Below are 13828 nucleotides of genomic sequence, written 5' to 3'. Positions count from 1 at the left end.
TTAGTCTTGTTCTACAAACTCGGCTGGTTTCGGATTGATGGTCATGCCATCACGCAAACCCTGCAGCCCTTCAAATACCACTTTGTCATCTTTATTCAGTCCTTTGTTGACTACATAAAAATGGCCGACACGTTGACCCGCGTCGAATGGTGTCATCTTGATGGTATTGTCTTTCTGTAGCACATAGGCATATACCTTGTCTTGGATTTCTACGACCGATTTTTGATGTACGAATAGCAAATTTCCTGTGGCTAATGGTACTGCAATCTTACCGGAAGCACCGTGGCTTAGCAACAGTTTCTCATTCGGGAAACGAGCGCGTAGGGAGATAGATCCTGTTTGCGACTCAAATTCACTTTCTACAATCTCCGCAAAACCTTTGCTCGGATAACGATCTCCATTAGCAAGGAGTAATTGTACTTCTTTGCGGTAGCTATTCCGGTTAAAGTTGGAATCTTTGGCTAATGTGAGGTATTCCGCTTCGGAAATATCAAAGTACACGTTGACTTGACTAAGATCTGATATGGTGGTTAATAGGCTTCCCTCATTTAATAAAGAGCCTTCTTTTAGTAGAATACGGTTGATACGACCATCAAATGGCGCGCGAATCTGAGCAAAAGAAAGTTGCGTCTGTGCTTGTTGTACCATCGCGTCCGATTCGGCGATTTTGGCCTTGGCAGCACGCAACTGCACCTCTAGTAGCTCGTATTCGGTTTCACTGACGATGTTTTTATCGACCAATTTTCTGGTGCGTTCGATCTCTAGTTCGATCTTTTTGGCATCTGCCTGAGCACTGCTACGTAAAGCCGTGGCTTTGGCCAATTCGGATTTGTACTCGTCCGAATTTAGGCGAAATAGCACCTGTCCTTTTCGTACTTGAGCACCTTCATCTACATGAATACTTTCCAAAAATCCGGTCAAACGCGAACGCATTTCCACGTTTTTATAAGCTTGTATATCGGCGATATACTGCTTATAAACGGTGGTATCCATCTCAATAAGATTAGTAACAGGGATGGATCTACCTGTTTTCTTTGTCTCTGTTTCGCTCTGATTGCTTGAGGCCGAGCAGCCAGCCATCATAGATAGGCTCGACATACCAATCACCCAAGCAAAAATTCTATTCCTCATAAATAATTACGGTAAAAAAACTAAAATGTACATGGTTCGCCCACGGTCATTGTGGGCAATAATAAAATAAGAATCTGGAAAGAATTTAGAATGGCCTTAGTCTGTACAGAAAGGTGTAGTACTCCGGGATGGATCGCATCTTAGATACGTAATCTGGGTGATCATGTTGCCGAAAGTTGCCGACATCAGAAAATAAGTAACCAGCAAAAAATAAAAATACGGGGAGTATAGCCGTTACTTCTTGATTAATATCACGAAAATCTTCGTATACAATTTCTGGATCGTCGGGATCGCAAATCGGGTCACCGTCGATATGCATGATGTCCTCTAAGATAAACTCGACTAGGGTGTCGGTCACCATTTCTGATTGCCCAAATAGTATTTCCATATGCCGACTCTTATCAAAGGTGAGCATATTGAGAAAACTAAGTAGCGACAGAAGATGAATTATCTTAGTAACCATATCAATAGCCAAATATAGTGTTTATCGGACACTACTACCCACAGATTGTTTCGATAAGTAAAGGATATAATGATAATCCTATATAAATTTTACATTGCAGACAAAGAGTTGCTGATTATGTCTTATATTTAGCATAAGTATTGAGCGTATTTACGAAACCAATCGATCAGATATTGGTTATAAACCTAGTAAACATGTGGCGTAAGAAAAAACTATCTCATTCCGATAGCAATGCATCGAAGCATCCTTTCATCAGACAGAAATCTGAGAAAAAAAATGCACCATCGGTGTCATTGGCACGGGCAATTGCTTGCGAGCTGATTGAATCTGGGAAAAAATTGAATTAACATTATCTTAATATTATGCACACATGCAAGGACTAATTTTGGAGCAATAGAGCACATTACATGTCTAAAAAGTACAATCCAAGAGATATCAGTTGGTTAAGTTTTAATGCGCGCGTCTTACAAGAAGCGGCAGATCCGAGTGTTCCACTATCGATGCGCATCAAATTTTTGGGAATATTTTCCAATAATTTAGATGAATTCTTTCGGGTGCGAGTAGCAGGTTTAAAACGGTCGTCGGAAATCAAAGACAAGACGGCGATGTCCTCTTTTTTTGACGATCCATCGGTGATCTTGGAAGAAGTACATAATATTGTCGTCCGACAACAAAAGAAGTTTGACCAGATCTGGAAAAATGTCCGGAAAGAAATGGCCAAACAAAATACCTTTATCACTTCTGCTGATGAGCTGAGCGAGGAGCAGATCGCTTTCGTCAAAAACTACTACAGTGAGAAGGTAGAAAGTAATATCATCCCACTATTGCTGGATGACGTACGCCCCATGCCCTATCTCCGCGATAAAAGTCTTTATCTTGGTATTGCCATGAAGAAGTCGCAATGGCTCTACGAGACAAAGTTTGCAATCATCGAGTTGCCTACTCGTGTAGTTGGTCGATTTCTAATCGTTCCCTCCGAGCGCAAAAACGACAAAGTGGTGGTCTTGTTAGAAGATGTAATCAAAGTCAATCTGCCGCATATCTTTTCTTATTTTGGGTTTGATGAATTTCATGCGCATGCATTTAAAATTAGTAAAGATGCTGATTTTGATCTAGACAACGATGTCAATACCAGTTTGGTAGAAAAAATCACGAAAGCTGTCAAAAATCGGCGTAAAGGAAAGCCAACGCGTTTTGTTTTTGACAAAAACATGGATACCAATTTGGTTGAGTTTTTAATCAAAAAACTCAACTTAAGTAAGAAAGATAGCATCATCCCAGGGCAGAAAATTCATAATTTCAAACATTTTATGGATTTTCCAGACGTGTTTAAGGCATATACCAAGCCCGCTGAGCGTACTTCTTTTGATCATCCCGCTTTTGTGGAAGGAAAGCGTATTACCGATGTGATTACGAAAAAAGACGTGTTACTCTCCTTCCCCTATCATACTTTTGATCCTGTCATTGATTTGCTTCGCGAAGCCGCGATGGACCCGGATGTGAAGTCTATTCGCGTCACGATCTACCGCATGGCAACCAATTCTAAAATTGCTAATGCGCTTGTCAATGCGTCGCGCAATGGTAAAGAAGTAACTGTGATGGTGGAGCTGCGTGCCCGATTTGATGAGGAGCACAATCTCGAATGGAAAGATCGATTCGAAATGGAAGGTATTCGGGTATTATTGGGTATACCAAACAAAAAAGTGCACGCCAAACTATGTGTGATAAAAAAGCGCGCAAACGAAAAAACCATTCAGTATGGTTTTGTAAGCACGGGAAATATCAATGAAAAAACAGCAGCACTGTATGGTGATTATTGCGTGATGACCAGCGATCGCCGGATTATGGCTGATATCAATAAGGTGTTTAATGCCTTGGAGAAGCCAAAAGTAGATCTGGATCATCAGCTATCTGCCTGCAAACAATTGTTGGTATGCCCCACTACGATGCGCAACAAATTGGTGATCTACATCGATAAGGAGATCGCTGAAGTGCGCGCTGGCCGCAAAGGACATATGATCGTGAAGGTGAATTCACTAAGCGACAAGGATTTGATCAAGAAACTATATGAGGCTGCCGAAGTCGGTGTAGAAATCGACTTGATTGTGCGTGGTATTTATTGTGCAATCAATCAAAAACGTTTCAAACAACCTATTCGGGCAATCAGTATTATAGACGAATATTTAGAACACGCACGCGTTATGTACTTCTACAACGGCGGCAAGGAAGATATCTACATCTCCTCTGCCGACTGGATGACTCGCAATTTGGATCATCGCGTTGAGGCAGCTATCCATATTACCGCTCCGGACATTAAAAAACAGTTGAAAGATATGCTGAATATACAGCTGAAAGATAATGTGAAAGCCAGACTGCTGGATGAAAATCTGAGCAATGAATATGTAGAAGATGAACAGGAATCTTATCGTTCGCAGTGGAAAATCCATCAATATCTTAAAGAATTGACGCAATAGATTGCTAAAAATATTAGTATATTTGTTTCATAGAGATGCGCAATATGAAACACTATACCAAAGGCAGAGGTGCTCAATACAATCCACAGAATCGTTTTTTTACAAATGAATATGGGCAGCACCATGTGGAAGGTATTGACGAATGGGAAGAAGAACCTACGCGCACTTTTCAAACAACAGTACATCCCAAAACTTTAGTGAATAAGGTCGATAGCCCGGATGTGGGCATGGCTTATTCGGCCAATCCTTATCAAGGCTGTGAGCATGGTTGCATATATTGTTATGCTCGCAATTCGCATCAATATTGGGGATATAGTGCCGGCATTGATTTCGAAAGCAAGATTTTGGTTAAAGAAAATGCTCCAGCATTATTCCAAGAGTTTATCAGCAGAAAATCTTGGCAAGCAGATACTATTTCACTCTCTGGAAATACCGATTGTTACCAACCCATCGAACGCAAATACCAGCTTACCCGTCAGATACTTCAAATCGCTTTGGATCATGGGCAACCTATAGGCATCATCACCAAAAATAGCTTGGTAAAACGCGATATGGACATTTTGGAAGAGATGGCAAAAAAGCAACTGTGTGCCGTTTATCTGTCGATCAACTCATTAACAGAAGCGACGCGGCAAAAACTAGAACCCAGAACTGCCACAGCGCGCGAGCGGCTCCGGACATTGGAAGAGCTGAGTGCGCGAGGAATTCCTACGGGAATTATGTGTGCACCGATTATTCCGGGATTAACGGATCATGAAATACCAGCGGTATTGCAGGCAGCCAGTGATCATGGTGCTCGTTGGGCAGGTTATACCATTGTACGGTTAAATGGAGAAATTGCGGTACTTTTTAAAGACTGGTTGGAAAAAACTTATCCCGATCGGGCGGATAAAATCTTGCATCAAATTGCATCTTGCCACCATGGACAATTGAATAATAGCACGTTTGGGAATCGTATGCGTGGTTCGGGAAATATTGCCCAAATCATCAAAGACAATTTTAAATTACATGCTCGAAAATGTGGGCTTAATCAGGATACTCATTCGTTTTCTAAAACACATTTTAGACGATCTACATCTTCCGATCAGCTTCGCTTATTTTGAGCTGATCGGAAGATGTTAATATCGCCATATACCTTATCTGCTGATTAAAAATTTGGCTGAGCAGGATTTCTGGTATTAAGTGTATCTGCTGTAGGCATCGTATCACGATGAGCTGTATCTGTCGTAGAAGATGGTGCCTCATGAGGATCTAACGTGCGATCTTCTGGCATACGTGGTTGTTCTGCTTCTTCACGAGGATGATTGTTGCAAGCACTCAGCGCCAACACAGCAGCTGCTAATATTCCTAATACATAGTTCTTTCTGTTCATAATCTTATTTTATTGTTCATAGAAAAAACAGCATGGATGATTTCTTGTTTAACACATACAAGTTTTTAGGTATTTATACTTATACAGAATCTTACGCGGAAAAAATAATTGATAAATATTATATAAAATTACATTAAAATTAAATTTATAATTAATTTTAATGCTGCAAATACTATTTGTCTTTTACTAATATATTGATGCCAAACTATTTTTTACCAGCGGTGAAGTACATCGTACTTTCACTAGTATGTTTTATGTTATCTAAACCTTCGATCGCCCAAGACTCTTTACAAGTCCATCTTGGAGGTGCGTTGCGTTTCAATTACTTGTACAACTCTTGGGATCAGCAGCAGCGCGATCAAGGTGGAGCTATTCTCTACGATGTATTACTCCTAAATGTAAAAGCGGCTTATAAGAAAGTGTTGCTAGACGCTGAGTATCGACAGTATGCTGCTTCTTTTGGAGGTGGATTTTTAAAGCATGCTTGGATGGGATATGAATTTCGGGAAGGCGAGCAGATTCAGGTCGGGTTGGCTTCTGTTCCTTTTGGACTCCAGCCTTATGCCTCTAACAATTGGTTTTTCAATATCGGCTATTATGTTGGTTTGGAAGATAATTATGACATGGGTATTCGATACCTGCGCCGAAAGGAACATTGGGATTATGATATCGCTTTCTTCAAAAATGCAGAAACATTGGATGTGGGCGGAGATGTAGAACTTTCATATAGTCGTTTTGCCTATGATGTTGTAGGGCGCAATAAAAAGAACAATCAGGTAAATGGTAATCTTGTTTATAAGACGCTGGGAGCGGTCAAACAACGCATCGGTATTTCCGGACAATATGGTGGGATATATAATATGGATACGCAAGAAGTAGGTAATCATTATGCTGGCGCATTGGCCTATGAGGCAGATTACCGAAAGTGGAATCTCAAAGCGAGCTTTGTACATGCCGTGATGAATCCCCGAAATGCGGAAGGCGAATCCAATGAAGTGATTGAAATGGCAGCTTATGGATCTGCCTACGAAGTCGCAACAAATTTTAATCTGTATACATTTGGTGTGTCTAGACGTATGGATATAAATCGAGGAATATTAAAACAACTTACTGCTTATAATGATTTTGGCTACATGCAAAAAGCGCGTAGAGCTTTTGAAAACTCTTATATGAATGTCACCGGTGTACGCGCTAATATAGGCCCAGTAATCACCTACGTAGAATATGCTGCTGGATACAACCATTCTTGGTTCGGAGGCAATTTTGTCGATGATTTTAGCCGAGGTAATCCAGATGCTAAATTACAAGGAAGGTTCAACATCAACTTAGGTTACTATTTTTAATAACACTCTTACACTACTCTCCCATTATTGCTCTTGATGTTGTCTAACAGTTAAACAATCTGGTATGGATACCGCGATCAACACATTGATCGTAACGTGGTAATAATCCGATATTTTCAATAAAATTTCCAAAGGCGGCTCTGCGGTACCATACTCATACTTCGAGTAGCGTGCACGCGTAATCCCAAGCTGCTCGGCTAGGGCTCGCTGTGACTTGCCCGCTTTGGATCGTAGATAGCGTATGTTTTCAGATAGATACAACATTGTCCTAATTTGGAACAACAATAATACTAATATTTTTAGCTAAACCTAGTAAGTTTGTTAAAAATAATAGAAAGGATGATAATGGAACGCGCCATTGTACATATGGATCTGGACACCTTCTTTGTGTCTTGCGAACGGTTGAAAAACAGCGAGTTGTACGGTTCCCCTGTCATTATCGGTGGTGGGGATCGTGGTGTAGTTGCATCTTGTTCGTACGAAGCACGTTATTATGGTGTGCGTTCGGCTATGCCCATCAAAATGGCCTTACGATTATGTCCGGAAGCCAAAGTCATCAAAGGAGATATGGAAATGTATTCCCAACTTTCGCACACGGTTACCGAGATTATCGAAGAGCAATCGCCCGTGGTAGAGAAAGCAAGCATTGACGAGCATTACTTGGATATAACAGGCATGGATCGTTTTTTTGGGGCATACCGCTGGACAGAAGAATTGGCACAGCGCGTCACCAAGGAGACAGGCTTACCGATTAGTTTTGCCCTTTCGGTCAACAAAACCGTAGCGAAGATTGGTACGGGCGAAGCCAAACCAATCGGTCGTAAGCAAATCGAAGCCAATAGCGTGCGGCCATTTCTCAATCCGCTATCCATCCGAAAGATTCCAATGGTTGGCGATAGTACTTTTCAATTGCTATCGCGCATTGGCATTCGCCAAATTCACACCTTGGCCGATATGCCGGTTGAAGTGCTGCAGCAAATGATTGGGAAAAATGGACTGGATCTTTGGAAAAAAGCCAATGGCATAGATAGTAATCCGGTGCAAGCTTATTCCGAACGGAAATCCATTTCGACAGAAAATACTTTCAGTACAGATACCATTGACTTGGTAAAATTGCGAAGTATTATCGGCAGTATGGTCGAAAAGCTGGCTTATCAGCTACGCACCGAACAATGGCTTACCTCTACCGTGGTGATCAAGCTACGTTATGCAAATTTCGATACCGAAACTAGACAATGCCGCGTGGCTTATACCTCGGCCGATCATACCTTATCGTGCTGTGCTTTGGAACTTTTCGATAAACTATATAATCGACGTATGCGCATTCGACTGATCGGCGTGCGTTTCACCAACTTGGTGCGCGGTAGCTTACAAATCAATCTATTTGAAGATACACAGGAAATGGTGGCGCTCTACCAAGCGATGGATCAGATAAAAACACGCTTCGGATACGATAAAGTAAATCGTGCCGGAGGAGTTAAGAAATTGGAAAACCCAAAATTCAGCAAACAGGAAAATCCTGAACATTAATCCCGAACGCTTATGTACCTCAATTGCCGATCTTATCATAGTCTTCGTTACGGAACGCTATCCATTGAAAAGCTCGTAAAGCAAGCGGCGGCGGCCGGCGCAACATCGTTGGCGCTCACCGATATCAACACCGTAACGGGCATTTATGAATTTACGCAGAAATGTCATCAGGAGCATATTAAGCCTGTCGTGGGAATGGAAATGCGAGAAAACAACGAACTTTATTACATTCTGCTCGCTAAAAATAGTCGTGGCGTCGGTGCTATCTGTCAATTGCGCACCACGCACAATTTGGAAGAAACGGCGTTGCTCCCAAAATGCCCTGCCCTGCCCGACACAGCGGTCATCTACACCATGAGTAAAGCTCCTGAAGTATTAGGTGAACAGGAATACATCGGTGTAAAACCGCATGAAATCAATCTATTGATCCGCCCACAGTGGCAACGTTATCTTCCCAAGATGGTGATCTTAGCTCCGATCACCATCAGTAACGAGGAATCATATCAACTGCACCGTATTTTGCGCGCGATAGATCGCAACGTATTGCTTTCCAAGCTCCACAAGGAAGACTGCTGCCGTCCAGATGAGTACTTTCTATCAGTACAAGATTTGCTCGCCATTTTTCAAGCTTATCCTCAAATCGTAGCGAATACAGCGCAGCTGTTAGCGAGCTGTTCTTTTGACTTTGAATACACTACACCTAAAAACAAAAAACATTTCACCGATGGCCGAGAGGGCGACCGATTATTGCTCACAGAGCTTACCGAAAAGGGACTGCTTCGACGATATGGAGCTAATAACCATACGCTGGCTAGGCAACGTGCCGAACGCGAACTCAAAGTGATTGATGAGCTCAATTTTAGTGGTTATTTCTTGATCACGTGGGATATTGTGCAATACAGCAACAGCCAAGGGTTTATGCATATTGGCCGTGGTAGCGGTGCCAATAGTATTATCGCGTATTGCTTGGGCATCACAGATATCTGCCCGTTAGAATTGGATCTGTATTTCGAGCGCTTCCTCAATCTAAATCGTAAAGTACCACCCGATTTTGATATCGATTGGGGTTGGCAGGAGCGCGACATTATTCTGCACTATATCTTTGATCGCTATGGTAAAGATCATGTGGCTTTTTGCGGCACCAACATAGCATTCAAATACCGCTCTATCTTCCGAGAGCTAGGTAAAGTATTTGGTTTGCCCAAAGAAGAGTTGGATGCATTGGCTACACAATCCATGGATCAGCACGATACCAACTCCGTAGTGCGCAAGATACATCATTATGTCAATATGCTAGAGAAATACCCGAATCAGCGGAGTATGCACGCCTGCGGTATATTGATTTCGGAAGAACCGATTACGCAGTATTCGGCATTGGAATTGCCACCCAAAGGTTTCCCGATTGTGCAATTTGATATGCATGTGGCCGAGAGCATTGGACTGGAGAAGTTTGACATTCTTAGTCAGCGTGGTATCGGCAGCATCAACGATGCGGTGAAGATTATTGCGCAAAATCGAGGCATAACGATTGACATTCGCAATACGCAAATTTCCAAAGAAGAAGCACTGTGCAACGATCACCTCGCGCGTGGACAAACGATTGGTTGCTTTTACATCGAATCGCCTGCGATGCGCGGATTGTTGCGTCGGCTAAAGTGTGCCGATTATCGCACCTTGGTAGCCGCCTCATCCATTATACGACCTGGAGTAGCGCAGTCGGGCATGATGAAAGAATATATTTTCCGACACAATTATCCCGATCAGTTTGAGTACATGCACGATGTATTTCGCGAACATCTGGGCGAGACATACGGCATTATGGTGTATCAGGAAGATGTGATCAAGATTGCGATGCACTTTGGCGGTTTATCAGCCGCAGATGGTGATGTACTGCGTCGTGCGATGAGTGGCAAAGGCCGCTCACTGGAAGCGTTACAACGTGTGCGCAACAACTTCTTTGATTCTTGCGCCCAGAAAGGACATGATCCACAGCTTAGTCAGGAAGTTTATCGACAGATTGAGTCGTTTGCAGGGTATTCCTTTTGCAAAGCACATTCGGCTTCTTATGCGGTAGAAAGTTACCAAAGTCTGTACCTAAAGGTGTATTATCCGATGGAGTTTATGGTCGCTGTGATCAATAATCAAGGTGGCTTCTATCGTACCGAGGTATATATCCATGAAGCGCGCATGTCGGGCGCCACGATACAAAATCCTTGTGTAAACCATAGCGATATCATCACCACTTTGTACGGTACCGATGTGTATTTGGGTTTTATGCATTTGCAAGGCTTAGAATCCAAATTAGCCGATCAAATTGTCGCCCAACGACTCAAACATGGCGCATATATTTCGTTAGAGGATTTACTTCGTCGTGTACCAATGGGTATAGAAAGCATACAAACTTTGATTTTTATCGGTGCACTTCGCTTTACTGGAAAGAGCAAAAGTGAGTTGTTGGTACACGCGCGTTTGTTGTTGGTATCTTTCAAACCACAAACTCAGCAGCCGGTCTTGTTGCATGAGCCCGCTCGCGAATATACATTGCCTAAACTGGAGCGATCTGCTTTTGAAGATGCTTTCGACGAAATCGAATTATTGGGATTTCCTACCTCCTGCTCACCTTTTGATCTGCTGCAAACTCGTTATCGTGGCACCGTAATGGTCAACGAATTAACTCAACAGCACAAAAAGCAAGTGAAGATGCTGGCTTATCTGATTTCGAGAAAACACGTACCTACCAAACGTGGAACGATGTACTTTGGCACTTGGGTAGATGTGCAAGGAAACTATTTTGATACAGCGCATTTCCCAGATAGCTTGGCCAATTATCCTTTCAAAGGTGGCGGATGTTATTTGCTGTTGGGCATCGTCGAAGTAGATTATCACTTTCCGACCATCACGATCCATAAAATGGCAAAAATGGCATTTATTCCCGATCCCCGTTATGCGTATGATCAGAAAAGACAGTACGATACCCAACGCAGAATACAAGAAGATGTAAGTATGACGAATCGAAAGCCTTATCCGCAAGCGCACGAAGTCAATCTTCCGCGACAAAAGATGCGTTAACTTTAGGTAAACTCTCTATAAATTTTTATATATTTAAAAATTACCTGATGTAAGAAACTAACCCTGTGACTTAAATGGTCAGTTAGTTAAATTTTGTATAACTAGCTTATATTCAAAATTAAACATCACGTTGAATATTGTGTAATATTGCTAACAGTCAAACTAACCATACGTACCGAATAGTCAAATATTTACTTTAATTTAACAATTGGTCATATGCTAAACCAAACTTTTAACCCATTTTTACAACCGTATTAACATATTGTAAACATTCATTCACTACTGTAAAATGGAATATAAAATCAAAGAGGCAACGGGCAAGCTGGGAATTTTGATGCCAGGACTGGGCGCTGTTGCGACTACATTAATTGCTGGAGTAGCTTCGATAAACAAAGGATTATCTCTACCAATTGGATCAGTTTCTCAAATGAGTCGTATCCGATTAGGGAAGAGAACAGAAGATCGTAATCCATTGATTAAAGATTTTGTGCCTTTGGCAGGCTTACAGGATATCGTGTTTGGTGGTTGGGATTTATATGCCGACAATGTATTCGAAGCAGCTAGCAAAGCCAAAGTATTAGAAGCACATCAATTGGAAGCTGTACGAGAAGATTTAGAAAAAATCGTTCCGATGAAAGCGGTATTCAACCGTGATTTTGTCAAAAATCTAGATGGAGATCATGTAAAGACTCAGACGACACATCGTGAATTGATCGAAGCACTTCGCGAAGATATTAAGACATTCAAGGCGGAAAATAACCTAGATCGGGTAGTTATCGTTTGGTGTGGATCGACGGAAAAATACATCGATGCAGAAGATATCTTCACAGAACTTCCAAAGCTGGAACAAGCATTGGACAATAACGACGACCGTATCCCACCGAGTATGTTGTATTGCTATGCTGCAATATTGGAAGGTGTGCCTTATGTCAATGGTGCTCCGAATCTAACTTGTGATGCCCCAGCTATCGTAGAATTGGCTTTAGAAAACAATGTAGCTATTGCAGGAAAAGATTTTAAAACCGGACAAACCCTGATGAAAACCATCGTAGCACCTGGATTGCAAGCACGTGCATTGGGTGTAGAAGGTTGGTTCTCGACCAATATTTTAGGTAATCGCGATGGCTTGGTATTAGATGATCCAGATAACTTTAAGACCAAAGAAGTATCTAAATTATCGGTACTGGAAGAAATATTGGATGCGAACAAAAACCCAGAGCTTTACGGCGATCTTTACCACAAAGTCCGCATCAACTACTACCCACCACATGGTGATAACAAAGAGTCTTGGGACAATATTGATATTTTTGGGTGGATGGGCTATAAGATGCAGATCAAAATCAACTTTTTGTGTCGCGACTCGATCTTAGCTGCTCCCGTTGTGCTGGATTTAGCACTTTTTATCGATTTGGCTCAGCGTGCTGAGATGCATGGCGTACAGGAGTGGTTGTCATTTTACTTAAAATCTCCACAGACTGCACCGGGACTTCCAGCAGAGCATGATATCTTCAAGCAATTGATGAAGCTTCAGAATACTTTGAGACATATTAAGGGCGAGGATCTTATTACGCACTTGGGACTAGATTATTATCAAGAATTGATAGAAAGCATTCAGTAAACCTATTGTATATATAGATATTGGGAAGGCGAAGCACTTAGATTTAGCATAAAGTATGTTTTGTCTTCCCTAGTTATTAAAACTTAACCAATAAAGAAAAGCCAAATGGAATTTGCCATTATAGCTGCCGGTCAAGGATCGAGGTTAAAAAATGAAGGTATCGAGCTCTCAAAACCCCTCCTTCCGATCTGTGGCATAGCTATGATTGAACGACTAATTAGGATCTTTGCCAAGAATGGTGCCGCTCATGTACACGTTATCGTCAATAGCGTATCCGTTGACTTGCAAAATTTCTTGAAGACCAACGATTTTGGAGTTCCTATACATCCTTATGTCTTTGATACCGAAAGTTCATTACATAGCTTGGGCGAACTACTACAGGCCAATCCGACTTGGGAAGAATGTGTGGTAACGACGACGGACACTATTTTTTCGGATCGAGAATTTGCCAACTACATCACACAGTTTAGGTCGCGAAAATCAGCAGATGCGTATATGGGTGTTACCTCTTTTATAGACGACGAGAGCCCTTTGTATATCGCAATGGATGAATATCATCGAATTGAACTTTTTTCAGACGTAAAGACACAAAATACCAATCTAGTTTCTGGTGGTATCTACGGACTGCGTATTCGCGCAGCGCAGATTGCCCATGAACAAATTCAACTCGGACAAAGTAGAATGCGTAACTATCAACGAAGTCTTTTAGAAAAATCATTGGTCGTGGAAGGCCACGTCTTCGACAAGATCGTGGATGTTGATCATCTATCCGACCAAAAACAAGCCGAGGCTTATCTGATGGAAATTGGGGAATGTGGCAAAAATTAA

General features: G+C 41.9%; 12 protein-coding genes. 8 read left to right on the top strand and 4 right to left on the bottom strand.

Annotation, left to right across the window (positions count from 1 at the left end; genetic code table 11):
• Nucleotides 1-1131: an efflux RND transporter periplasmic adaptor subunit gene (locus tag GKO22_RS08100; protein ID WP_240920215.1), complete on the bottom strand. Its 1131-nt coding sequence runs from the start codon at nt 1129-1131 to the stop codon at nt 1-3.
• 85 nt (nt 1132-1216) lie between these two features.
• Nucleotides 1217-1519 (bottom strand): hypothetical protein, encoded by a 303-nt coding sequence (locus tag GKO22_RS08095; RefSeq protein WP_166334005.1) that lies wholly within the window; start codon nt 1517-1519, stop codon nt 1217-1219.
• 269 nt (nt 1520-1788) lie between these two features.
• Here GKO22_RS08095 and GKO22_RS08090 point away from each other — a divergent pair, with 269 nt between their 5' ends.
• Genes GKO22_RS08090 through GKO22_RS08080 form a run of 3 tightly spaced genes read left to right on the top strand, consistent with a single transcriptional unit; the run spans nt 1789 to nt 5171 of the window.
• The gene (locus GKO22_RS08090; protein WP_166334003.1) at nt 1789-1941 is read left to right on the top strand and encodes a hypothetical protein; all 153 of its coding nucleotides are present in this window, start codon (nt 1789-1791) and stop codon (nt 1939-1941) included.
• Between the two features lie 60 nt (nt 1942-2001).
• Nucleotides 2002-4068, top strand: coding sequence for a polyphosphate kinase 1 (gene ppk1, locus GKO22_RS08085; protein WP_166334002.1), 2067 nt, complete (start codon nt 2002-2004; stop codon nt 4066-4068).
• Nucleotides 4069-4112: 44 nt separating this feature from the next.
• Nucleotides 4113-5171: a PA0069 family radical SAM protein gene (locus GKO22_RS08080; RefSeq protein WP_240920213.1), complete on the top strand. Its 1059-nt coding sequence runs from the start codon at nt 4113-4115 to the stop codon at nt 5169-5171.
• 44 nt (nt 5172-5215) lie between these two features.
• On the opposite strand, the gene GKO22_RS08075 is transcribed toward GKO22_RS08080, so the two are convergent.
• Nucleotides 5216-5440: a hypothetical protein gene (locus tag GKO22_RS08075; protein ID WP_166333998.1), complete on the bottom strand. Its 225-nt coding sequence runs from the start codon at nt 5438-5440 to the stop codon at nt 5216-5218.
• A 254-nt stretch (nt 5441-5694) separates the two neighbouring features.
• On the opposite strand from GKO22_RS08075, the gene GKO22_RS08070 reads away from it, so the two are divergent.
• Nucleotides 5695-6783 (top strand): hypothetical protein, encoded by a 1089-nt coding sequence (locus tag GKO22_RS08070; RefSeq protein WP_166333996.1) that lies wholly within the window; start codon nt 5695-5697, stop codon nt 6781-6783.
• A 24-nt stretch (nt 6784-6807) separates the two neighbouring features.
• On the opposite strand, the gene GKO22_RS08065 is transcribed toward GKO22_RS08070, so the two are convergent.
• Nucleotides 6808-7047 carry a helix-turn-helix domain-containing protein gene (locus GKO22_RS08065; protein WP_166333993.1) on the bottom strand — a complete coding sequence of 80 codons (240 nt, stop codon included), beginning with the start codon at nt 7045-7047 and terminating at the stop codon, nt 6808-6810.
• Nucleotides 7048-7128: 81 nt separating this feature from the next.
• Between GKO22_RS08065 and dinB the strand changes: the two genes are divergently transcribed.
• From dinB to GKO22_RS08045, 4 genes are all read left to right on the top strand, one after another.
• Complete coding sequence (gene dinB / locus GKO22_RS08060; RefSeq protein WP_166333991.1) at nt 7129-8313, top strand: DNA polymerase IV; 1185 nt, start codon at nt 7129-7131, stop codon at nt 8311-8313.
• 12 nt (nt 8314-8325) lie between these two features.
• On the top strand, nt 8326-11382 hold the full coding sequence (locus tag GKO22_RS08055; RefSeq protein WP_166333990.1) for a DNA polymerase III subunit alpha: 3057 nt from the start codon (nt 8326-8328) through the stop codon (nt 11380-11382).
• A 289-nt stretch (nt 11383-11671) separates the two neighbouring features.
• Nucleotides 11672-13000, top strand: a complete 1329-nt coding sequence (locus GKO22_RS08050; RefSeq protein ID WP_166333988.1) for an inositol-3-phosphate synthase — start codon at nt 11672-11674, stop codon at nt 12998-13000.
• 105 nt (nt 13001-13105) lie between these two features.
• Nucleotides 13106-13828 (top strand): nucleotidyltransferase family protein, encoded by a 723-nt coding sequence (locus tag GKO22_RS08045; RefSeq protein ID WP_166333986.1) that lies wholly within the window; start codon nt 13106-13108, stop codon nt 13826-13828.

The sequence above is a fragment of the Sphingobacterium chungjuense genome, assembly GCF_011316935.1.
Taxonomy (GTDB): Bacteria; Bacteroidota; Bacteroidia; order Sphingobacteriales; family Sphingobacteriaceae; genus Sphingobacterium; species Sphingobacterium chungjuense.
Note: the sequence above shows the minus strand (reverse complement) of the source record. Positions and strands in the feature narration are given on the sequence as shown.